22 protein-coding genes are annotated in these 20,436 nt (G+C 65.2%); 10 read left to right on the top strand and 12 right to left on the bottom strand.

The features are described from left to right. Nucleotides 1-316: 316 nt before the first annotated feature. A complete protein-coding gene (locus M1L58_RS21360) occupies nt 317-562 on the top strand; it encodes a helicase associated domain-containing protein (RefSeq protein WP_248660387.1) in 246 nt (81 codons plus the stop codon). Nucleotides 563-567: 5 nt separating this feature from the next. Then, nucleotides 568-1,269: a helicase associated domain-containing protein gene (locus tag M1L58_RS21355; RefSeq protein WP_154883251.1), complete on the top strand. Its 702-nt coding sequence runs from the start codon at nt 568-570 to the stop codon at nt 1,267-1,269. Nucleotides 1,270-1,383: 114 nt separating this feature from the next. On the opposite strand, the gene M1L58_RS21350 is transcribed toward M1L58_RS21355, so the two are convergent. Further along, nucleotides 1,384-1,863 carry a lipoprotein LpqH gene (locus M1L58_RS21350; RefSeq protein ID WP_154883209.1) on the bottom strand — a complete coding sequence of 160 codons (480 nt, stop codon included), beginning with the start codon at nt 1,861-1,863 and terminating at the stop codon, nt 1,384-1,386. Between the two features lie 105 nt (nt 1,864-1,968). Between M1L58_RS21350 and M1L58_RS21345 the strand changes: the two genes are divergently transcribed. After that, a complete protein-coding gene (locus M1L58_RS21345) occupies nt 1,969-2,610 on the top strand; it encodes a type IV toxin-antitoxin system AbiEi family antitoxin domain-containing protein (protein ID WP_154883210.1) in 642 nt (213 codons plus the stop codon). A gap of 72 nt (nt 2,611-2,682) precedes the next feature. On the opposite strand, the gene M1L58_RS21340 is transcribed toward M1L58_RS21345, so the two are convergent. The 3 genes from M1L58_RS21340 to M1L58_RS21325 all read right to left on the bottom strand — a co-directional run bounded on the left by M1L58_RS21340 (nt 2,683) and on the right by M1L58_RS21325 (nt 4,980). Next, nucleotides 2,683-3,357 (bottom strand): helicase associated domain-containing protein, encoded by a 675-nt coding sequence (locus M1L58_RS21340; protein WP_154883211.1) that lies wholly within the window; start codon nt 3,355-3,357, stop codon nt 2,683-2,685. A 676-nt stretch (nt 3,358-4,033) separates the two neighbouring features. After that, nucleotides 4,034-4,588, bottom strand: a complete 555-nt coding sequence (locus tag M1L58_RS21330; protein WP_154883213.1) for an RNA polymerase sigma factor — start codon at nt 4,586-4,588, stop codon at nt 4,034-4,036. A gap of 17 nt (nt 4,589-4,605) precedes the next feature. Continuing rightward, a complete protein-coding gene (locus tag M1L58_RS21325) occupies nt 4,606-4,980 on the bottom strand; it encodes a hypothetical protein (protein WP_154883214.1) in 375 nt (124 codons plus the stop codon). An 883-nt stretch (nt 4,981-5,863) separates the two neighbouring features. Here M1L58_RS21325 and M1L58_RS21320 point away from each other — a divergent pair. The 4 genes from M1L58_RS21320 to M1L58_RS21305 all read left to right on the top strand — a co-directional run bounded on the left by M1L58_RS21320 (nt 5,864) and on the right by M1L58_RS21305 (nt 8,828). Beyond that, a complete protein-coding gene (locus M1L58_RS21320; RefSeq protein WP_154883215.1) occupies nt 5,864-6,637 on the top strand; it encodes a hypothetical protein in 774 nt (257 codons plus the stop codon). Nucleotides 6,638-6,850: 213 nt separating this feature from the next. Next, entirely contained in the window at nt 6,851-7,552 is a 702-nt protein-coding gene (locus tag M1L58_RS21315; RefSeq protein WP_154883216.1) for a hypothetical protein, read from the top strand. Between the two features lie 285 nt (nt 7,553-7,837). Continuing rightward, the gene (locus M1L58_RS21310; RefSeq protein WP_227026404.1) at nt 7,838-8,497 is read left to right on the top strand and encodes an MspA family porin; all 660 of its coding nucleotides are present in this window, start codon (nt 7,838-7,840) and stop codon (nt 8,495-8,497) included. A 31-nt stretch (nt 8,498-8,528) separates the two neighbouring features. Further along, nucleotides 8,529-8,828, top strand: coding sequence for a hypothetical protein (locus tag M1L58_RS21305; protein ID WP_248660386.1), 300 nt, complete (start codon nt 8,529-8,531; stop codon nt 8,826-8,828). A gap of 76 nt (nt 8,829-8,904) precedes the next feature. Here the strand turns inward: M1L58_RS21305 and M1L58_RS21300 are convergent, their stop codons facing one another. The 6 genes from M1L58_RS21300 to M1L58_RS21275 all read right to left on the bottom strand — a co-directional run bounded on the left by M1L58_RS21300 (nt 8,905) and on the right by M1L58_RS21275 (nt 15,515). Further along, nucleotides 8,905-9,336 carry a hypothetical protein gene (locus tag M1L58_RS21300; protein ID WP_154883219.1) on the bottom strand — a complete coding sequence of 144 codons (432 nt, stop codon included), beginning with the start codon at nt 9,334-9,336 and terminating at the stop codon, nt 8,905-8,907. A gap of 117 nt (nt 9,337-9,453) precedes the next feature. Next, nucleotides 9,454-9,741: a superinfection immunity protein gene (locus M1L58_RS21295; protein WP_227026405.1), complete on the bottom strand. Its 288-nt coding sequence runs from the start codon at nt 9,739-9,741 to the stop codon at nt 9,454-9,456. Nucleotides 9,742-9,915: 174 nt separating this feature from the next. Beyond that, nucleotides 9,916-11,760 (bottom strand): Hsp70 family protein, encoded by a 1,845-nt coding sequence (locus tag M1L58_RS21290; RefSeq protein WP_154883220.1) that lies wholly within the window; start codon nt 11,758-11,760, stop codon nt 9,916-9,918. A 33-nt stretch (nt 11,761-11,793) separates the two neighbouring features. Next, a complete protein-coding gene (locus tag M1L58_RS21285; RefSeq protein WP_154883221.1) occupies nt 11,794-13,221 on the bottom strand; it encodes a GTPase in 1,428 nt (475 codons plus the stop codon). Beyond that, complete coding sequence (locus tag M1L58_RS21280) at nt 13,218-15,038, bottom strand: dynamin family protein (RefSeq protein WP_248660385.1); 1,821 nt, start codon at nt 15,036-15,038, stop codon at nt 13,218-13,220. Before M1L58_RS21280 ends, M1L58_RS21285 begins: the two co-directional genes overlap by 4 nt. A gap of 84 nt (nt 15,039-15,122) precedes the next feature. Beyond that, nucleotides 15,123-15,515, bottom strand: a complete 393-nt coding sequence (locus M1L58_RS21275; RefSeq protein WP_227026406.1) for a DUF4189 domain-containing protein — start codon at nt 15,513-15,515, stop codon at nt 15,123-15,125. A gap of 316 nt (nt 15,516-15,831) precedes the next feature. On the opposite strand from M1L58_RS21275, the gene M1L58_RS21270 reads away from it, so the two are divergent. From M1L58_RS21270 to M1L58_RS23535, 3 genes are all read left to right on the top strand, one after another. After that, nucleotides 15,832-17,130, top strand: a complete 1,299-nt coding sequence (locus M1L58_RS21270) for a DUF7373 family lipoprotein (protein WP_441316556.1) — start codon at nt 15,832-15,834, stop codon at nt 17,128-17,130. A 35-nt stretch (nt 17,131-17,165) separates the two neighbouring features. Next, entirely contained in the window at nt 17,166-18,371 is a 1,206-nt protein-coding gene (locus M1L58_RS21265) for a DUF7373 family lipoprotein (RefSeq protein ID WP_154883224.1), read from the top strand. 131 nt (nt 18,372-18,502) lie between these two features. Then, nucleotides 18,503-19,708: a MucR family transcriptional regulator gene (locus M1L58_RS23535; protein ID WP_227026407.1), complete on the top strand. Its 1,206-nt coding sequence runs from the start codon at nt 18,503-18,505 to the stop codon at nt 19,706-19,708. Here M1L58_RS23535 and M1L58_RS21255 read toward each other — a convergent pair. Next, complete coding sequence (locus tag M1L58_RS21255; RefSeq protein WP_227026408.1) at nt 19,702-20,082, bottom strand: hypothetical protein; 381 nt, start codon at nt 20,080-20,082, stop codon at nt 19,702-19,704. The genes M1L58_RS23535 and M1L58_RS21255 overlap by 7 nt on opposite strands. Nucleotides 20,083-20,203: 121 nt before the next feature. Further along, entirely contained in the window at nt 20,204-20,434 is a 231-nt protein-coding gene (locus M1L58_RS21250; protein ID WP_154883227.1) for a hypothetical protein, read from the bottom strand. Nucleotides 20,435-20,436: the final 2 nt, after the last annotated feature.

Raw genomic sequence — 20,436 nt, 5'->3', positions numbered from 1 at the left:
CCGGAGTCCGCGGTTGACGCAAACGAGGTATTCGCTATCCACGTGAGGCGTTCCCAGCACCGAGCGATCCTGCGGTCACGCTCCTGGGCAGCAAGCTGTCTTTCATGCTGCTGCCTCGTCCGCCGAACGCTGAAAAGCGCTACTCCACCTGCAACGATCGCGGCGAGGAGTGTAGCCATCCCACCGAACCCGGCTGAAGTAAAGAAGGACCAGACCGTGTGTGTGAGCTCGGTGTGGTTGACGGGTGGCGGCGCCACAGAGGTGGACGGACCGCTGGCAACTGAGATCACGGCTCCCAAATCTATCCTGAGCTGCGATGAGTAGTTACGAGGAGCGGTTCGAGGCCGGGATCGAGCACCTGCACCGCTACGTCGCCGTGCATGGTTCGAGCTCGCCGCCGCACGGGGCGACGATCAACGGATTTCGCGTCGGGAGTTGGGTCGGCAGCCGGCGTACCGAGTACCGCCGGGGTCGGTTGTCGGCCGAGCGGATCCGCCGCATCGAGACCGAGTTCCCGGACTGGCGGTGGACCGTACGGTCCACCGCTACGGACAGGCTATGACCTCAATGTCCAGCGAGCATGACTTCACGACCGCTGGCCGCGGTCGTGCCGACGATTCTCGATTCGAGGCCGGGCTCAGGCACCTGCACCGCTACTTTGCCGCGCACGGCTCGAGCTCGCCATCCCGCACCGCAACGATCGACGGCTTCCCAATCGGCAGTTGGGTCGACAGCCGCCGCACCGATTACCGGTTGGGTCGGCTGTCCGCTGAGCGGATCGCGCGTATCGAATTCGAGTTCCCCGACTGGCGGTGGAATGTGCTCGATGCCGCCTTCGCGACCGGGATCGAGTACCTGCACCGCTACTTTGCCGCGCACGGCACCAGCAGCCCGCGCCAGCACGACGTGATCGACGGATTCCCGATCGGCCAGTGGGTCGCCAACCGCCGCGCCGACTACCGCAAACATCGACTCCCAGTCGACCGGATCATGCTGTTCGAGAACATGTTTCCGGGCTGGCAGTGGAACCCGCAGGCCGCGGCATCCTGCGCCGCCTTCGAGGCCGGGCTCGCACATCTGCACGCCTATCGTGACGCGCACGGCACCAGCAACCCCCCTCAGCGAGACGCGATTGACGGATTCCCCATCGGCCAGTGGGTGGCGAACCGTCGCGCCGACTACCGCAAAGGGCGACTGTCGGCCGAGCGGATCCGCCGCATCGAAACCGAGTTCTCCGACTGGCGGTGGACCGTGCGAGGCCGCTCCTGACCGGACAGAAGTCCGCCGGGTTGAGGAAACGGATTCAAAACCCTTCCAGTGCGAGTTCTCGTCGTAGCTACTCCACAGGAAGCGACGGAGCAGGCCATCGGTATGGGTCGGTGTTCAGTTGCAGGTCGCCGAGACCTCAAATCGCTTGGTGAGCGGTTCGGCGAGGTCGTAACTTTCCGCGGTGCCGCTGATCGTGATCCGGGAACCGTCCTGGGTTATCTCGGCGGTGCCTTTGCCGGCCTTGGCCGTGTAGAGAACACCATCGAGTCCGAACGACACGCTCTCGACTTTCGGCGGATTTCCTGGTTGCAGATTCACCGCGAGCCCGGGCTGACCGTTGGTGGGGTCTTGCCCGTGAAGACTGATGAAATCGCTCTCGTTGTAGCACTGAAATGTGGTGAGGTCGACGTCTGGGAGTGGTTGCCCCTCGACGGTGGCGCTGAGCTCGGCATCAGGAATCTCGATCTTCGACAGCTTCGGACGAGACTGATCACCTTGCGGTGTGTCCGTGTCCGAGTCCGAGCATCCCACTGCCGTGAGACCTACACACGATGCCACCACGAGCGACATCACAAAACGCCGACGGTTACCCATTTCTCCCCCAACCAGACGTGCACATGACGAGCTGCTGTTTTTCCGGGCACTTTACCGATGGAGGCTGCAAGGGATCTCCCGGGTTCGCCAGAGAGAATGGTGAGCGTGGCCTTAACTCCCCTACCTCGACTGAACACTCAGCTGACGCTGCGGTGGCTAGACATCGCGGACCTTCTGGCCGATCAGTGGGGATTCATCACCAGCGGCCAGTGTGCGCGGCTTGAACTGACACGCACCGACCAGAAACGGTTGCGGCAGAACGGGTATCTCGCGCCGGTCGTGCACGGCGTGATGTGCCAACCCGACCATCTGGGTGACAGGGTTACTGACACAGCACGACTGGCCTGGGTGGCCGCCGGCAAAGACCTGTTTCCCAGCGAACGACTGTCGGCCCAATGGCCTGACTACGTCGTGACCGCGATGACGGCTCTTGAGCTCCACGGACTAGGCGAGGCATCCTGCCCTCTTCCACAGCTGGCCGTGATCAGAACCAGCTCCGGGCACCGACGAACGACCACAGCCGAACTGCTCGGCGTCTCCCAGCCATTGTCTTGGCACCACGATGTGACCGTTCTCGACGGCCTTCCCGTCGCCACCCCTGCTTCAGCTATCACTGTGCTTGGCACCGAAGGCCGACACCTGCTCGACGACCTCACCGGTTACCTGCACAAGATCGCCGAAACCGCCGCTGACCACCCTGATCATGACGTGATTATGGAGGCCATCGCGTCTGTGATCGAACACTAATGACGTGCGTGTGCAGCGGGACCACCGTGCCATCGCGAGCTGCCTTCATCCATACAACTTCGGCCGCGTCTCTTATCGAGACTCAGTCCGGCGCCGGTCACTGCCGCGGATATCCCACTTCCAGTCGGGGAACTCGTTTTCGAGTCGCTTGGCCCGGTCGGTCGGTAGTCGGTGGGTTCGGTATTCGGTGCGGCGTTTGGCTATCCAGGTGCCGATCGGGAATCCGTCGATAGTCGCCGTTCGGGGCGCATTGCTGGTGCCGTGGACGGCGACATAGCGGTGCAGGTAGGTGATCGCTTCGTCGAAGGTCGTCCGGGTGCGCATCTCCCACTGCCAGTCCGAGAACTCCTCGAGCTGGGCGGCCCGGTCTGCCGAGAGCCGGCCGTCCCGGTACTGGGCGCGACGGGAGGCTACCCAGGTGCCGATCGGGAAGCCGTCGACGGTGTCACGCTGCCGAGCGTTACTCGTACCGTGCAACTCGACGTATCGGCGCAGGTAAGCGATCCCGTCGTCGAAACTCGTCCGTGCGTTCATCTTCCAGCACCAGTCGGGGAACTCGTCCTCCAGTCGCTGCGCTCGGTCGGCTGAGAGTTGGCCGGCGCGGTACTCAGTGCGGCGGCTGTTGACCCATCGACCGATTGGAAAGCCGTCGATGCGGTCGCTGGCACGGGCGTTGCTGGTGCCGTGGACGGCGACGTATTCGTGGAGGTGGGCGATCCCCGCGTCGAATCGGCTGGCCCCAGTCATGTCGGGTGATCGTAGTGCTACGGAAGCTGCTCAACCTCGGCGTTGTTCGCTTTCGCGTAGGCCGCGGCTTCGGCGATCTCGTCGTTGGTGAAGGTCTGGATGTCGGCGGGCCGCCCGGGTGGACGCACGATCAAGGTCAGGTCGTCGAGGGTGACGCGCCCCGTTTGGGCGCGAGGCGGTTGGTCAGTCCCCCACTGTCGTTGTCGCTCATTGGTTCTCCTGAACCTGTATGGCTTCGGGTGGCACCCAGAGGGTGATCGTCATCGAAGAGGCATGGTTGGCGCTACGGACGTCTAGTTCACAGATCCCGCGCCACAGCCCGTTGGACAGCTGGAGCCAGGCGAGTTGTCGTGCCGGCATGGTCGGCTCGATCTTTGCCCCAGATGCCCGCACCCGTAGGGACACTCCCCCGGTCGCGGCCGAGTACGGCCGACCGCACGAGGGATCAGCGCGCACCATGTCGACGACGACGGGCCGGGCTGGATCGAACACCCGCAGTGTCCTGTGATCAGGCCACGTCTCGAACATGCTCGACCTCGGTGCTCAGCCACTCCCTGGAGGGCGGCGGTTCTACTCGCGGGAAGTGTGGATGGGGTGCGCGAGACGCTTCCCGACGCTCACTCACCCCATCCACCACGAGTATAGCGCGCACTCGAATGTATGTGCGAATCGCGGTCTAGGTGACGGCGTGGTCCCGTAGAAGTTGGGCGAGGTGGGTGCGAGCGCGGTTGAGGCGCGATTTCACTGTTTGGACACCAACGCCTTGGTGGGCGGCAATGTCGGCGTAGGTGAGGTCACCGAACTCCCGGAGGACGACAGCTTCTCGTTGGTCCTCGGAGAGCTGGGCCAGGGCCTGCCGCACAGCATCGCGGAGAGCAAGCGTGTCGTCGAAGGGCTGTCCACCGTCGTCGTCGACGAGCTGAACGGGCTGGTCAGGGTTGGAGAAGTCGGTGATCGTGGTGTTGGCCTTGCGTTTGCGCACCACCATCAGGGCGTTGTTGGCGGCGACCCGGTGCAGCCAGGTGGAGAAGCGGGATTCCCCACGGAACTTGTGCAGGTTCTGCCAGGCGGCGACCAGGGTGTTTTGCAAGGCGTCTTCGGCATCGTGCTGGTTGGTGCAGATGTTGAGGCACACGGCCCAGACGTGGGTGCGGTGTGCACTGACGAGCTGGGCGAAGGCGTGCTGGTCGCCGTTGCGGGCAGCCAGCAGCAGGGTGGCGTCGTCTGTCATCGGTGTGGCCCCGCCCATCACAGATCGTGGCTTCCGTCGGTGTGGGTGTCGTCGTGCCCCTGGTCGAGATAGGGCTGGTCGTCGCCGCTATGGCCTCCGTCGTCGACGACAGTGGGGTCGACAGAGGCGTCGCCGAAACCCTCGCCGCCAGTGGTCGAGGTCGGGCCGTCGGCATGAAGGGCGGTCGTGTCGTCGGGTTCATCGACGACGAGCTGCAGATCGTCCTCGGTGGGGACGGTGTCGTCCATGTCGGGCACAGTTTCTGGGTCGGCGGTCGCCGCGGGATCGAACGCCGCAGCTAGTGCGGCGTCCCACAGGTCGGCCGGCGGTGCCGGTAGATCCGCGGTGTCGAGGCCGAGCGCCGCCAGGATGGGCGACTCGTCGTCAGGCATGCTCGGTTCTCCAATCGTGTGTGCCGAAGCCCAGCCGTAGGACCAGGCCGCCACCGCCTGTGATCGTAACCGGCGGTTCCGGCGATCTCGCGGAGTGAGACTCCTCGGGTCCTCGACCCCTGAGGGACGGGCGGAACGTCGGCGGGTGCCGTCCGTCCAGATCGCGACCTTCTCAGTCCCACATGGGATGCAGAGGTCGCCCGGGTTTGTTCCCTACTCCTGACTTGTTTCATTTCGACGCACGCCACGGGGCGGGTTGGGCACACCGGGTTCCTTGGACGGCCGACCGCCCGGATAGGCAGATAGGCAGATAGGCCTAGCCCTGACTCATACAGCCGCATCCGCAGCACCGATATACCCACCCCGAGGGCTTCGGCAGCAGCTTGCTGGGTGCCGTACTGCCGGTAGGCCGCGACCGCGTCGTCGATGGTCAACGGGTGGTAGTTGCGGGTACGTAGGCCGACGGCACCTAGATAGCGGTGGATGGTGCTCACCGAAACACTCCATTCGGCAGCAATGTCTTTGAGCGTCCATCCCTCAAGCATCTTTTGTCGCCACTGCGCGACATCGTCATCTTTGATGCGCCGGCGGCCGGTTTTGCCCAACCGTCGACGCACGGTGTCCTGTGCGACGCCCCAGTGCTCGGCGATGGCCTTCGTCGTCCAACCCTCAGCACGTTTCTGCCGCCACTGCTCGACGATCTCATCCGGTGTTCGCGACACGTCTCCCCCTCCCCACCGTTGGAGATTCTGGCACTCCGTTCGTCGGGGACTTGTCGCATGTGGGGGAACAACCGCCGGAGTCGGGTGCAACTCATGTGTGACCCGGCCGCACGTTATGTCGGCCACGACAAGTATTGGGTCGCAAATGGAAGGGGCGGCGAGTGGTCGCGTATTGGGTGATCATCGGGTGCGTCGCGGCGCCGTTGTTGTTGTGGCAGATCGTCGATCCGCGCGGCTGGTGGGGTGTGACGCAGTCGTGGAAGTACCGCAATCCCGAAGCCAATGAACCCAGCGCCGAGGCCCATGGCGTTGCTCAGGTCGGCGCGATCTTCGTGCTGGTAGTCCTCATTGTCGGCGGTCTGATGCTGACCGGCCTGGACAACACCAGGTCCTCGAAATCGTCCTCATCGACGGCTTCGGCTTCGGCATCGTCGTCGACGAAGCGACCTCCGCTCTACGAATCGAAGTATGAGCGGCGGGAGGTTGGTCCGGGCACGATCATCGGCTACGACCATCCCAGCGAGTTGACGGTGAGACTGGTGGTTTCGGGCGCACGATCAGCCACCATCTTGGGCGGGTGCTCGACGGTGACTGGGGTGTATGAGCACAGCAACGCAATCGTCGTCTCGGTGACTCGATGGGAGGAAAGCGATAGCGAGGGCGTGTACAGATACCGCTGCGGCGATGAAGTCCCCGGCAAGGCCAGGTTGGTGCGCCGATCTCTGAAGGAACCGTTGGGTGATCGTCCGATCCTGACCGCAGCGAGCATCGGTGATGCCAGAGCGCACGGGCTGGCCCTCGGCCCCGAGATCCGGCCGGTCCCGCTCAGGGAGAATCCAGAGCCTGGTGTTCAGCGGCCGCTTACGTGGGTGCCGATCGACCCCGCCTGGGTGCCTGTGCCGCTGCTCGCTGGCGTGGACCGTTTGAGTCGGTAGTGACGACCCACGTCTCAGCGTGCATTCTCCCCACCGTGCATTGTCGGGCTGTCACTCGGTCAGGGTGTCGGGGTCGGGTGTGTGGTGTACTCCTGACCTGAGAGCAGCGCGTTTGCGGGGGTGTCGCGCGCATCAGGGATGCGGGGAACTTTTCTCGTGCCTGGTGGCAACAGATCCTCGACACGCTCCACGATCGAGTGAAAGGCCACCAGCATGTCCGGCAACCCCAGCAACGACACTCCGAACATCAGCCCCGATGAGCTGTACACCGAACCCTCTCCCACCTCGGACTCGAGCACACCGGCTCCTGCGCCGGAACCGGCTGGTCGCGACGGGGTCGTGCACACCTCCGACAGCGCCGGCAACTCGGTCGATGTGCACTACGACGAGGACGGCAACGTGGTCCTGGTCGAGGCCGACACCGATGGTGATGGCCGCGTCGATGCCGCTGCCGCGCCGACCGCCGACGGCGGCTCGATGGTTGCCCAGGACATCGACAAGGACGGCACCGTCGATGAGGTGACCCACTTCAACGCTGACGGCGACATCACCCAGATCGATGCCTACGACGACGGGAAGCTGGTAGCCCAGATCCATGACCTCGACGGTGACGGCCGCGCCGACACCATCGTCTCCGACACCGACCGCGACGGGCGTCCCGACACCTTGTCGGTCGACACCAACGGTGACGGCAAGATTGACGCCGTCGCGATCGACACCGACGGCGACGGCAAGCTCGACACCGCAGCGGTAGACACCGATTTCGACGGCACCCCCGACGTGTACGGCCAGGACATCGACGGTGACGGCACCGTGGACATCTATAGCGATGGCACCGACACCTACGGCGACGATCCCTCGACCCAGCACGACGTCACCAACGCCGGCGGCTACGACAGCGATCTCGTCGTCTAACCCCTCGCAGGTGGCGACGATCTCGTCGCGGCGGCACCTGGCCTGGTCTTCTTCTTGTGATGCCCGACCCTTCTCGTAGGGGATCGGGCATCTCTGCATCGGTGGCCGAACATCTCGCTCTGAAAATGGGCAGACCAAGTTGACCCGGATCGGGAACCTTTCGCCATGGTGGTGGCAACCAATCTTCAGTTGCTCACGCAGAGCACAGATTTCACCCGGCAGGCACCACTGCCCGGACCACCACCGCCCGCGGTGCTCGCCGCGATGGGAAAGGGATTTCTTCTGATGATGACTAAGACCGCCATGAGCGTTGCCGTTGCTGCTGTGTCGCTGGGATCGCTGGCCGGCGGGCTCGCTGCCGGTGTCGCCGACGCCCAGCCGGGCCACCAGCGCACCTTCGTCACCGACGACGGCTGGAAGGCCACGATCGCCTCCACCAACGAGAAGGTCCGCAAGGTCCCTCCGCTGTCGTCGGTGCCGACTTCACGTGAGGCATTCATGTCGATGAAGGCCACCTCGACGCTGACCCCGCCCGCCAGGCAGGCCACCGCACCGATCAAGGGTGAAGTCGAGGCCGGCTACATGATCGGCTGCGCGGTGCAGCTCGAAGCGGTCACCGGCAGCGTCGGAGCAAGCCTGGGCATCGGCGGCAGCGGCGGTGGCGGTGTCAGCGGCGCCGGCCCCAGCGGGTCGCTGTCGATCAGCCCGCAGGCACTGATCCAGCCGAGCCTGTCGATCACGATGTCACCGGGCAACATCACCACCGTCACCTTCGACAAAAAGGCCGTAGGTGCAGGCAAAGCCTCCACTACCACTCGTGAGGGCCACATCAGCATCGACGGCTGCGCCGGGCCGGTTGCGGTGCGCTCCTACGCCATCCTCAAGACCAGCACCCCGAAGACCAACGACGGTTCCGCTGTCTACGGCCGCGTTGTGTATCTCTAGGCGAGACCATCTGACCCGGACAAGGAATTGCATGTCTAGCAACAACTCTCGTCGACCTTCCTTCCCGCAGATCGACGCGGGTGATCCATCGGCTAGAAATGCCAGCAGTGAGGGTGGGGATGTTCCCTTGGCGTTGCAGAGGATCGTCGCTCAGCTCGCCGATCCCTCACTGCGAGCTGCATGCACCCAGTGCGGTCCAACTCTTGACCATCTAGCCGAGGTTCTCGAAGGGTTCCTGGCCGACAGCAACTCGCGCATCCAGGCCGAGGCACAACGCACCGTCAAGCTGGTCTACCTCGCAAGCTTCGCCCAGCGACTCAGGATGCACTGATCTCCCACCCCGTCCGGAGTGCCGTCTCGAGCCGTTGGGCCGCCCGCCACGGCCTCATCGACGTTGACGCCCTGCCTTATGCTCTCGGCCAAGTCGTGACCGGCACGATGGACGTGCTTCCCGCTGGCGATCGCCGGGCAGGTAATGATCGTCCGAGCTTCGCTGCGGCGTCGGCGAGGATGGGCCAGGGTTCGATTAACTCTCGTTGCCAGCACTCCCAGGGAACCGGGCCCGCGCCGAGCATTTCGCCGAGTAATGGGTGTCGGCTGCGAGCGATCTGATCGGCCATCCATTCGACGACGGCGACCAGGTCCCAGGCGATGCCGGCCTCGATGTAGCCGGGCAGGCAGTTGGCGGCCTCACTGACGGCGTCCCTCGAATCCTGCACGGTGGCAACGATGTCAGCGGCACGCTGCGCGATCTCCCGAGGAGTCGGAGCCACCATCGAGTTCACCAAGCTGGCCGGCTGGTAACCCATCGATTTCAACAGATCATCACCGCTGCTCACAGCCCGCAGTGTAGCGAGCCATCCTCTCTCGGTGGGGCAATCAGACTGTATGGTCCAGGCTGCTCACGTGTCCTGACCGAGACGAAAAACCCCCGCCGTAGCGGGGGCTCTCGTGGGTCAGTTACCTCGGTACCTCAGCGGGTTCGGACGTCGGTACGTGCGCTGCTGGGGTGGCTGCGTGAACTGGCCGGGCTGAGGTGGCTGTGCGAACTGGCCGGGCTGAGGCGCGGGCGGCACGTCCCGCGCGGCCATTGCCAGTGCCACGACCCAACCGATGTTGGTCCATCCAAGAAGCACGTTGATGACGATGATCGACCCCTTGTTCGGCGCCTTCCGTAGCTCGGCGACTATCGACGGCAAAAGGTACAGGCCGATCATGAACAAAAGCTGGACTGCTGCTTCCACTTCACTCCTTGACTCAACAAACTAGTTGACTATATGCCGGGCCGAAGAGCACGTGCTTAGGTGGCGACGTCGCTACTTACGCGCGTGCGGACGACGACCCCTTAGATGCCAATTAGAGGAGACGGATCGCACAGTCAGGGCGTGTACCTGCTGAGCGCGAAGTGGACGACGGCGTTAGTCGATGAGGCCGGCTCGGTTGAGGAAGGTGCGGGCTGAGTCGATGTCTTTGACGCGGTGCACTGTCATGACCACGCCGCTTTTGGGGTTGGCGTAGTAGATGGTGTAGCCGTACTGGGGGTCGTCTCGGACTTCGGGGATGATTTCGGCGGCGGCGGTGCGGGCGGAGTCCTCGACGAGTGCGGTCTGTCCTTCGGGGTAGCTCTTGGCCCAGAATCCGTTGCGGTAGTTCAGGATTTCCCGGTTGGCCTCGTTGATGTCGACGTTGAAGCCTACAGAGAAGTCGTTGGGGTCCCGCGCGAACTCGGCGAGACTTCCGTCGGGGTTGAGGTCGCAGTCCCAGCTGCCAGCTCCGTTCGAGGTTCCTTTCGTTCTGCGGCAGTCGCCGGTGATTTGATTTTGCAGTGTGGTGGGAAGTTGAGCGCGGGCTTGCTCTTCGTCAGTGAGGATCGATCCACCGTCTTCGCCGGTGGGCCAGGACGCCTTGGGATCGGTGTTCCGGGAGAGGGTTTCGGTGGCGTTAGACGCCAGCGGCCGGTCCTGGGTGTCGTCGCCACTGCTGGTTGCGATGACGGTGGCGGCGATCGCGAGCACTGCGGCGGCAGCGACGACCGCGGCCGCAACTCGCTTCCATCGGCGTCGCGACGTCCCGGTCCCTGCTTGCGGGTTGACCAGGGTGCGGGGCTGGGTGTTCCAGGACGGCATGAGGTCCGCGGCGGCGGGCACCGGCCGGGGTTGGGTGGGAGCCGAATCCGCCAATACCTGTAGCAGTGCGCCTTGGGCGACAACGGTTTTCGGGTCGTCGAGGGTGGCGACCGGGCCGAGTTCACCGAGGCGTTGCTGGATGAGCGGGATGCGTGAGGAGCCGCCGGTCAGGTACAGGGCCAGCAGTTGGTCGGGGGTGGTTAGTCCGGCGTCGATGAGGGTGGCGCGGGTGAGCTGTACTGCGGAGTCGACGGCGGGGGCGATGAGTTCGTCGAACTCGTCGCGGGTGATTTGCAGGGTGGTGCGGTCGCCGGGGCCGGGGACGGTGATGGTGGCCGATGGGGTTTCTGAGAGTAGCTCTTTGGCTTGCTGGATTGAGTTCTGCAGGCCTTGGATGGCGTCGATTGGTGCGGTGCGGCGTAGCCAGGTGGCGTGGTCGGGGTCGCGGTCGGCGATGCGGTCTTCGACCCAGCGTTGCAGCAGGGCGTCGAAGTTCTTGCCGCCGAGGCCGTTGTCGCCGCGGGCGGCGATCACGTGGAAGCTGTTGGTGGTGGTGACTTCGAGGACGGCGATGTCGAGGGTTCCGCCACCGAAGTCGAATACGGCGATCCGGGCGCCGTGTTGCAGGGCGTGTGAGCGTGAGTAGTGTCCGGCGGCGGCGCGGGGTTCGGAGATGGTGGTGATCCGCTCGCGGGGGATGTTGGCGGCCGTTGCGGCGTCGATGAGGACTTGGATCTGTTGGGGTGCCCAGGCTTCGGGGTGGGTGAGCACGACCCGTTCGGGCATGACGCCTGCGTGGGCGGCGAGACCGCGGCCGATGATGGTGCGCATCACCGCCGACACGAGTGCGTAGGTGGGCACGGTGTGTCCGTTGGCCGGCACTCCTGCTTGGTGGCCGATGAGGCGTTTCGGTGAGGCGATGAACCCGGTCGGGTTTTGTGCTGCGGCGTTGACGGCGGCTGCGCCGACGAGGATGTTGTTCGGGTTGTCGACGAACACCGCTGAGGGCATCAGGTGGCTGGTGTGGTTCAGCGACAGGGCTTCGATGCTGCCGCTGGTGGCACCGGAGTGTGCGGCGGCGGAGTTGGAGGTGCCGAAGTCGATGGCCAGGGTCCAGGTGTGGGATGCAGAGGTCATGGTGTTCGGTGTTTTCTTGGTGAAGTGGCGAGCTCAGTGGCCGGCGGCCAGAGCGGTGTAGGTGCGGATCAGGGTGACCAGGGCGGCGTCCTCGGCGGCCGATCGGGTGGCCAGGGTGCGTTGTTGGGCGGCGACAAGGTGCCGCTGTGCCTCGGCGGCGACAGCCGGCGGTGGTGTGTGGTCGTCGAGACCGACCCGTTCGGCGGGGTTGGTGGCGGTGAGGATGGTGTGCAGTTCTTCGGTGACCACCGCGTGCGGGTCGGTGTCGAGCATGCGCTGGTAGTCCTCGAGCACGGTCACCAGCAGCAGTGCCGGATCGCCACGCAAGCGGGCGGTGATGGCGCGGATCTGGTCGCGGACCGGGTGGGTGAAGGCCAGCTGGTCGAGGCGGGCGAGGATGCGGTGCGCCCGGTGTAGGACGGCGTAGCGCGTGGTGGAGGCGTGCAGGGCCTGGCGCAACGCGGCGATGCCGGAACGTTCGGCCAGCCAGGCGTTGAGGGCGGCGGCCCCGCCGGTGGCAGCGATCCTGCGGCCGTTGAGGATGCCGTACTCCCCCAACAGGCTCAACAGTTCGGCCCGTTCGGGTCGGGTGATCGGCCCGGTGACCGGGTCGTCGGAATCGAAGATGTGCAACACATCTAAGGGTGCGAGGCCGTTCAGGCGGGTCAGCAAGGCGGCGTGGCGTTCGGTGAGCATCCCGGTGTGACTGGTCTGGGCCATCAACCCTGACACCGGGGTCACCGCGTGCACCACATCCGCGAGGCGGCCGGCGAGGCGGGTGGCGTGCTGGGCGGCGTGGTCGAGGGGATCTCTGCGGCCCCAGGCACCTTCGCCGAAGGAGTCGGCTCGTGAGAGCACGCCGAGCATGGTCAGTGGGGTGAATGGCAGCCGGGACAGGAACTCGATCTCGTCGACCCGGGGTGCGGCGTCGAACAGGAACACCGCCGCGTCAGCGTCGATGGAGGCGTTGCGGGTTTGTTCGAACCCGTCGATGGTCACCCGTCGGGTGGCCGAGTCGTTGTCGACGGTCAGCGTCGACAGGCCCGGGGTGTCGATGAGGGTGAGCTCGCGTAGCGCGGCCGATGGTAGCCAGCGGTCGACGTAGGCGATGTCGGTGGTCGGCAGCGGTAGCTCGAGGGTGGTGCCGCGCTGCAGGGGTGCCGGGTGCCGGGCGGCGTCGAGGCCGATGACTTCGGCGCGTGAGGGTGCCCCGTCTTGGTAGACGGTGACGACGTTGGTGGCTTCCAGGGCGGCGGTCTCGGCGACCGGCGCTCCGATCAGGGCGTTGACCAGGGTCGATTTCCCGGCTTTGAGGCGGCCGACGACGATCACTCGCGGTGGTGACCACAAGATGGTGCCGATCGCATTGGCGTGAGCGACACAGTCACCGCCCAAAGCGGCCAGATGGCGTAGTCCGCTGTCGAGGACGGCGTGGATGGGATCGATCACCGGGGCGCTCATGCGGTGGGCCCGTTCAGCAGTGCTTCGGCGGCGGTGATGCGTTTGTCGACAATGCCGAGGTTGGCGGTCAGGCGGGCGACGTTCTTCTCGCGGGCGGCGGCATCGGCGGCCGCGGACTCTTGCACCTGGGTGATGGTGGTCTGGAGGTGTTCGATGCTGGACCGAAGGTGGTCGCGGTAGTGGATGACGATCTCGGGCCGGGCTTGGGCGACGGCACCCTCGAGCAGGCGGCCGGTGGCGGATTTGGTCGCGGCCAGGGTTTCTCGCAGCCAGGACAACAGGTTGGTCTTGCCGGCGCGGATCGCCCGAAAGCCGAGGTTCACTCCGACCCAGACGGTGCCGACGACCACACCCACACCGAGCAGGGCCGACAGGCCGAGAATGCCACCGAGGGTGGATGATCCGACGACACCCATCGTCAGCAGGGTGGGGTCGAGCAAACCTTGGGTTTTGCTGGCGACCTGGTGGGTTTCGATCTTCTTGTCCTGCAACGATTCCACGATGCGGTTGCTCACCTCGGTCCACACCGACGGGTCGTCGGCGAACCGCGGCGCGATGACGGTGTCGTGGAGCTGTTGGAGGAACCCGGAGAGGGTTTCGGCCATCGCCATCTGCAGGTCGGCTTGCATGTCGGCGGTGAACTTCTGTTCGCGGCGCCGCAGCACCTCCATGCCGTTTTTGTTGATATAGGCCGTCCACTTGTCGCGGATCTCATCGAGGCGGCGTTCGAGGTCGTCGACCGCTCCTTGGCGCAGCAGGGTCAGGTCGCGGGCGAGGTATTGCTCCCACTGGCGGGACTGTGCGTGCAGCTCGGTGAGCCGATCACGTTCGGCGGTCAGGTCCGGCAACGCCTGTTCGCCGGCCTGCAGGGCGGCGAGTTCGTCAGAGATGCCGCCGCGCACCACCCGCAAGGCTTCCATGCAGGTGCGCACCGCATCGACATGAGGTGCGGCGGCGGTCGCCTCGAGGCGGGTGGTGATCGCCTCCCGCAACGCGGTGATGCCGGAGTCGACCTCGAGTCGGTGTTGCAGCTGCGGATCGGTGGTTTCGGCGGCGATGACCGCCAGCAGGCTCGACACCCCGATGACCGGCACGTGTCGGCCGAGGTGTTCAGAGATCAGGCGGGCGTTCTCGTCAACGATCTGACGCCACCGGCCCAGATGTTTGTCGGTCTTGGTCACCACCAGCACCAGGGCGTCGACGGTGGCGGAGGCTTCGCGCACGAACTCCATCTCCGGGGCGGTGATGGGTGCCGAGGCGTCACAGACCAGGACCAGCACGCAGGCCTGCTGGGTGGACTCGCTGGCGAGTTGGGCCAGACCGGGGTCCAGGCCGCCGACACCGGGAGTGTCGATGAGAGTCACATCGGGCAGCCGCGACTCGCGCACACCGATCGCCGCCGAAGTGGGTAGCTCCTCGACATTGCGGTCGCACACCATGCGACCGTCGGTAGTCACCCAATCCGCCAGCTCGTCGACCGGGATCGGACGAGGTTCGGTCGCGAAGAACAGCTCGGCGGTCTGCCCAGCCTCAAGGGAGTCGGTGGTGGTGACCGACACCGCGACCGAGGAGGTGACATCCACTCCGACTGGGCACAGGTCTCGGCGGCCGACGAGTGCGTTGACCAGCGAACTCTTACCGCGCTGCACTTCGCCGGCGACGACGACAATGCGCTGCGGGTCGCGGTGCAGTTTCGCCTCAGCCAGGTCGGCGATAGCGTCTTTCTTGTAGGCGCGCAGCACCTTCACCGCGTCGGCGACGACTGTCGCGGCGTCCCCCGATGTGGGGACAGCAGTCGCGTTCACCGCGACCTCCATCGGTTCACGACACCGCTGTCCCCCCACCCGGTCATGGGGTTCATGCTGATCGACGCGGTCGGTCAGCGCAAAACGGGCCCCGGTTTAGCGGTCGGTGCACGCCCAGATGACGGTGCGCGAACCCGGGCCAGAGTGGTTGGCGGCGGTCACTTCGGCGCTGCGACGGGTGGGGCCATACGCCCAGCCCCACCGTCGGGTGCGGGGCTGCTGGGTGACCGCACCGCAGGAGCGGTCCATCTGGACCACCCATTTACAGTCCGAAGCAGCGCACCTGGCTTCGGCGGCCCGGTGGGCGGCTGCGGCGGTGGAGTAGTTGATGGCATAGGCGGTGTTACCGGTGCGCATGCTGATCGCGATCGCCCCGTAGATGTGCTGGGGGGCAGCCTCGGCCGGTGCCGGCGCGGACAGCAAACCTGCACCTGCCGCGAGCGCCGCCATCCCGATCAGTGACGTGCGTGCAAAGCCGTTGGTGCGCATACGTTTCTCCCCTGATCCCCGAAACAGATGCTGTGACCGTAGCCCGGCCGCACCGCTGGAACCGGTGTCGATGACCCGGGATTCGGTTGTTCGAATGGGTAATGAACCGCCTGGGGTGGGATGGCCCCCGCTGTGCACGCCATGCCGGGGCGCACTATTCTGCAGCCGATCAACAGAATCGTGCAGATTCGGTCTCGGGGGAACCGATCGGGGCTCGCACCGCAACTCATTAGGGAATCGCTGGTGAGATGCGCAGTCGCGGGCCTATGGGGGTGTTTCTCCGTGTGGCAGGGGGCTGCAGGAGAGGACACATGTAATGAAGCGTTGGCAATCGATGGTGTCGATGACAGCAGCAGTCATCGTCGGCACGACACTGGTTTCCTGTTCCACCGACGGTGAACCGACCCAGACAGCCGCCGGTTCCTCGAGTGCTGAGCCGACCGTGGACCTGGCCGCTCTCGATCCCGGCCCCTACCCCACCGAGCCGCGGCCGGAGTTCGGTGTCGCCGACGACAAGGACTGGAACCACTTCGCCCGGGTCGAAGGGCAGCGGATGGCACAGTTCACGGTGCTTCCGGTGGAAGTGGATCCCGGCTTGGTCGATGCCGCGCTGCAGCTGACCACACCGATCCCTGGTCCGCCCAGTCTCGATGGCCTCATCTACGACGGGGCGTCGAAGATCAAGGCCAATGGGGAACTGGTCAGTGGTTTCTCCACCAAGGCGGCCTCCGATGACGACCCGAAGAACATGCGTTCGCTGCAGATCATGGTGCTGCGCTACTTCACCCCGGAAACAGCGCAAGCGGCTGCTGGCGAGCTCACCGACGGGTTCGCCCAGTACGCGCGGCAGAAGGGTGCGAACCCGGTGGTGGGCACCCTGCCGGGCGTCAACGGCGCCCAGACCGTGGCGACGAGCACCGGCGGAAGCAACTACCTGCACACTTTCACCCCGCACGGTGTGTACGTGATCTTCACCTGGGCCACGGCACCGTCGGCGCAGCAGGCCGAAGCCATGACCCGCAAGGCCATCCCGTTGCAGGAGAAGCTGATCGACCAGTTCCCGCGCACCTTGACTGCCAAAGAACGTCGCGCTCGGGGTCTGGATCCACAGAACCTTGAGTTCCCGCTGGAGGATCAGAACAAGGTCCTGATCTACGCCCTGCCGCATAGCGATGAAGAGCTCAGCAGCGCCGACCCCGAGGGCAAGGTGTTCGTCAATCACGCGCTGCGGGCGGTCTACGGTCCTCGCGGGTTGGCGCATTTCACCACCGACAGCGAGAACACCTTCACCATCCTCAAAAATGCCGGCTCAACGGCCAACGCGGTGGAACGCTCCTTCGTCTATCGCGCCGACACCGATGAGAAGGCCAAGGCGCTCGCCGATGCGTATGCCGAGAGCGACGATGATCCGGTCGCGATCGCCCCGCCGCCGGGCCTGACCGAGGACCAAGCACATTGCACCAGCATCCCGTCTGCCTCGTCCACGAACTACCAGTGCATCGTTCGGGTCGGCCGCTATGTCGCTGATGTGCACTCGAACAACAAAGGTGACGTCTACCAGCAGGCCTCGGCGCAGTACCTCATCCTGACCAAGGCCGATCAGAACGCCAAATAGGCCTGCGCCAGAAGCGAAATCAGGAGTTACGGCCGATGAAACTGGGTGCACTTGCTCGCGGGGTTGTGGTGGCGCTGTCGATGGCCGCGGTGGTGGCTGGGTGCTCGACGGACGGGCAACCGGTCGCGGCGACGTTGACCGATCCGAAAGTCGACACCGCGGCCCTCGACACCGGCGACTTTCCTACTCGGGCAAGTGCCCCCTACGGCCGAGCAGCCGATCACCAGCTCCATGAAGCATTACGCATGGGCGACTACGTCGTCGTGCCCTTCGAGATGAACCCCGACCTCATCACCTACGAAAAGCCCAACGGCGGCTTCGGCACCAACCCGCAGGACCTGTCGGCGTTCAGCGCGGTGACCGACATCAAACCCACGATCGTGGCAAACGACGCCCTGCTCGGCGGATTCGTGAGCTCATTCGGCAACCCCGAGTCCACTAACCGCACCAACAATCGCCACGTTCTGAACACCATGGTGCTGCGCTACCGGTCACCGCAGGACGCGACCGTCGCACAGGACTCGATCTACCGCATCTATCAGGGTGTCGCTGCCAAGGAAGAGCCCAGCATGGTGGTCGTTCCGCTGGAAGGCAGCCCCGGCACCTTCGTGCGGTACTACCAAGGCAGCCGGTTCCCGCAGAGCCCACGCGTCTACGTCACCGCGTACAAGGACTACCTGCTCGTGGAGAAGTACTACGGTCCGGTCACCCAGGTGCCGGCGATGGACGCCACCATCGGTGACCTCATCAGCCGGCAGAAGAGGCTGATCGACGAGTTCGAGCCCAGCCCGACCGACGAAGCACCGCTGATTGACCCGCATTCGCTGCTGATCTACGCCCTGCCGGGCAACACACCCGGTGCCGTTTGGGGGCCGCGCGGGATGGCGCATCGACAAGGTGACCCGCAGGACATCTTCACTGTCTTGGACGAGACCAAGTCGCTGACCGCGATCCAGGGCTCGGCGGTCGTTCGTGCCGAAACCCCGCAGGGTGCACGCAAAGTCTTCGACTCCTTCGCCAACGACATGGTGAACGACGGCACGTTCACCCAGGTCGACAGTCCCCCTGGGTTTCCGACGGCGACCTGTCTGAAAGACGACACCAAGTCCAACCAGTTCGTGTGCATGATGACGCTGGGCCGCTACTACGCCCAGGTCGAAGGCCAGACTCTGCAATCGGCGCAGCAGGCCGTGTCGGCGCAGTACCTGATCCTGACCACCGCCGACCAGAACGCCCGCTGAGCTGGTCGGGCATGAATAGGGTTCCGTCGTCTCCGCTGCCCCCGCTGTTGGCCCGCAAGTGGGCCGACACCGCACCGCTGCGGACTGCGCAGTGGGGTTTGATCACCAGTGCCCAGTTCCAGCAGCACGGGGTGACCCGCAGCGATCAGCTGCGGCTGCGCAACACCGGGCTCTTGGTCCCAGTCGCCAACGGGGTGATGCGCGAAGCCGACCGACCGGGCGAGGGTGTCCTGGTTGCCGCCCAGTTGGCCTGGGTGTCGGCGGTGCGCGATCTCACGCCCGCCCAGCGCCTTTCGGCTCCTCATCCTGACTGTGTGGTTACCGGCATGACCGCCTTGGCGGTGCACGGTCTCGTCCGGGACGGTGAGGGATTGCCGCAGCTCGCGATCACCCGGCCCCGGACTATAGGTGGGCGCACGACCACGACCACCCGGTATCTGTATCGGTCGACGGCGTTGTCGTGGGATGACGTGGTGATCGTCGATGGGCTGCCCGTGTTCACCCCGGCCGCGGCGATCCGCGACCTCGGTCACGACAACCGTGGTCGTCTCGTCGATGATCTCGCCGGCTATTTCGCCGGCATCGCTGTTGCCGCTGCTGATCGCCCCGATCGGGAGTCCATCGTGGCGGCGATCGCCGCCTGTGGTGCCCGTCTGCGTCCTGTGGTGTGCGATGTTCGCACCATTCTCGACCGCGTCTACCGCGACGCGGGTGTCGCCGATGAGGATCTGTTGGCGGCCACCATCTGGGGTGGCCTCTGGCAGCGACGATTCACCGCTGATCGGGCACACCACATCGTGGCGACCGCGCTGTCGGTCGCTCTTGATACCATTGCCGGCCGCGCCGATGACGATCCCGGTGCCGCCCTGACCCGGCTGTTTGAACGCAACGGGGAGGCACGTAAATGTGTTGTCCCCGAATGCGGGTGGTGGGCGGTAGAACAAGATCAGTGCAGCGCACACGCTATGCAGCGCCGACGTGAGCGGGTGCTGTTCGACCCGTCCGGGCCGGGCTCCCCCACCCCGGTTCCGCGTCGTTCAGGATATGGCTGGTGGGGCCGCCTCGACGATGATGGCGAGACCATCGCCTGTCATGAATGCGGCGAACGCTTCCGCGCCCTGACCCGCACCCATCTGGAAACACACGACCTGACCGCCCGCGAGTACAAACAACGCCACGGCATCGAGCAACGCATCGGACTGGTCTCCACCGAGGTTCGCGAGCTGCGCCAACACCTCGTCGCCACCAATCCCCGCTTCTCAGACCGATTTCGCCGTAATCCTGATGAACCACGCCTGGCCGATCTACCCCCGGCCTTTGAGAATCGCTCTCACTGATTGACGTCGCTGTCCGCGGTGCGGCCCCGCCAGCGATCCACCAGCGCAACCGCCTGGAACAACAGCAGATACGAGCTCACCGCAACGAACATGCCCCCGCACAGCACGTACAGAGGGCCGCCGAACCAGGTGTTCAACGAGCTCTGTTCGGACAGGCTTTTCCCCGACGCTCCGAAGGTCGTGGCACCGTTGACGATCAGCTCCTCCGATCCGCGGCCGAAGTGGTAGCACAGGTCAACGGCGGCCATCGCCTGCCCATTGCAGTCCGCCGGGTCCAGGAACAGACCAATCCCGCGGATCAGCGAGTACGCGCCGAGAGCGAAACAGAACACGAACGCCACCAGCGTCGGCCAGCTCAGCACATCAGAGTGCATACGCCTACGCACAGAAGCCCTCACCATTCCTCGCCCTCCTCTCGTATCTACACCCGCCGGCGGTGTCGGACCGAACACCCCTCATCGCCCGACCCAACACCGCCAGATCACCGCCCCTGGATCAGAACTCGAAGACCTTCAGCTGGCCCGCATCACCGATCGGATCGCCGTGACCACCTCGACGGAAATCATCATCGTCGGGGTCGACGTACCTCAAGGAAAGGCCGTGACCGGGCGGCGGTTCGGAGCTTTCGGTGGCGCCGCTGTGTGCGGAGGCGATACCGGCACCGAATCCGGTGAGGCTGGCGGCCAGCAGAGCACCGGCCAGAACTCGAGAAGTGGTCTTACCCATGA

It is taken from the genome of Gordonia sp. C13 (assembly GCF_023218005.1).
In the GTDB taxonomy this organism is placed as follows: Bacteria; Actinomycetota; Actinomycetes; order Mycobacteriales; family Mycobacteriaceae; genus Gordonia; species Gordonia namibiensis.
The sequence above is the reverse complement of the archived record's forward strand: the minus strand, read 5'-3'. Positions and strand labels throughout refer to the sequence as shown.

Coding starts and splice junctions, on each gene's coding strand:
- M1L58_RS21355 (WP_154883251.1), top strand. CDS start 568: ATGTCCAGCGAGCATGACTTCACGACCGCTGGCCGCGGTCGTGCCGAC.
- M1L58_RS21285 (WP_154883221.1), bottom strand. CDS start 13,221: ATGAGCGCCCCGGTGATCGATCCCATCCACGCCGTCCTCGACAGCGGA.
- M1L58_RS21280 (WP_248660385.1), bottom strand. CDS start 15,038: ATGGAGGTCGCGGTGAACGCGACTGCTGTCCCCACATCGGGGGACGCC.
- M1L58_RS21350 (WP_154883209.1), bottom strand. CDS start 1,863: ATGGGTAACCGTCGGCGTTTTGTGATGTCGCTCGTGGTGGCATCGTGT.
- M1L58_RS21270 (WP_441316556.1), top strand. CDS start 15,832: ATGAAGCGTTGGCAATCGATGGTGTCGATGACAGCAGCAGTCATCGTC.
- M1L58_RS21265 (WP_154883224.1), top strand. CDS start 17,166: ATGAAACTGGGTGCACTTGCTCGCGGGGTTGTGGTGGCGCTGTCGATG.
- M1L58_RS21290 (WP_154883220.1), bottom strand. CDS start 11,760: ATGACCTCTGCATCCCACACCTGGACCCTGGCCATCGACTTCGGCACC.
- M1L58_RS21360 (WP_248660387.1), top strand. CDS start 317: ATGAGTAGTTACGAGGAGCGGTTCGAGGCCGGGATCGAGCACCTGCAC.
- M1L58_RS21305 (WP_248660386.1), top strand. CDS start 8,529: ATGTCTAGCAACAACTCTCGTCGACCTTCCTTCCCGCAGATCGACGCG.
- M1L58_RS21340 (WP_154883211.1), bottom strand. CDS start 3,357: ATGACTGGGGCCAGCCGATTCGACGCGGGGATCGCCCACCTCCACGAA.
- M1L58_RS21275 (WP_227026406.1), bottom strand. CDS start 15,515: ATGCGCACCAACGGCTTTGCACGCACGTCACTGATCGGGATGGCGGCG.
- M1L58_RS21330 (WP_154883213.1), bottom strand. CDS start 4,588: ATGACAGACGACGCCACCCTGCTGCTGGCTGCCCGCAACGGCGACCAG.
- M1L58_RS21250 (WP_154883227.1), bottom strand. CDS start 20,434: ATGGGTAAGACCACTTCTCGAGTTCTGGCCGGTGCTCTGCTGGCCGCC.
- M1L58_RS21255 (WP_227026408.1), bottom strand. CDS start 20,082: ATGCACTCTGATGTGCTGAGCTGGCCGACGCTGGTGGCGTTCGTGTTC.
- M1L58_RS21315 (WP_154883216.1), top strand. CDS start 6,851: ATGTCCGGCAACCCCAGCAACGACACTCCGAACATCAGCCCCGATGAG.
- M1L58_RS21325 (WP_154883214.1), bottom strand. CDS start 4,980: ATGCCTGACGACGAGTCGCCCATCCTGGCGGCGCTCGGCCTCGACACC.
- M1L58_RS21310 (WP_227026404.1), top strand. CDS start 7,838: ATGATGACTAAGACCGCCATGAGCGTTGCCGTTGCTGCTGTGTCGCTG.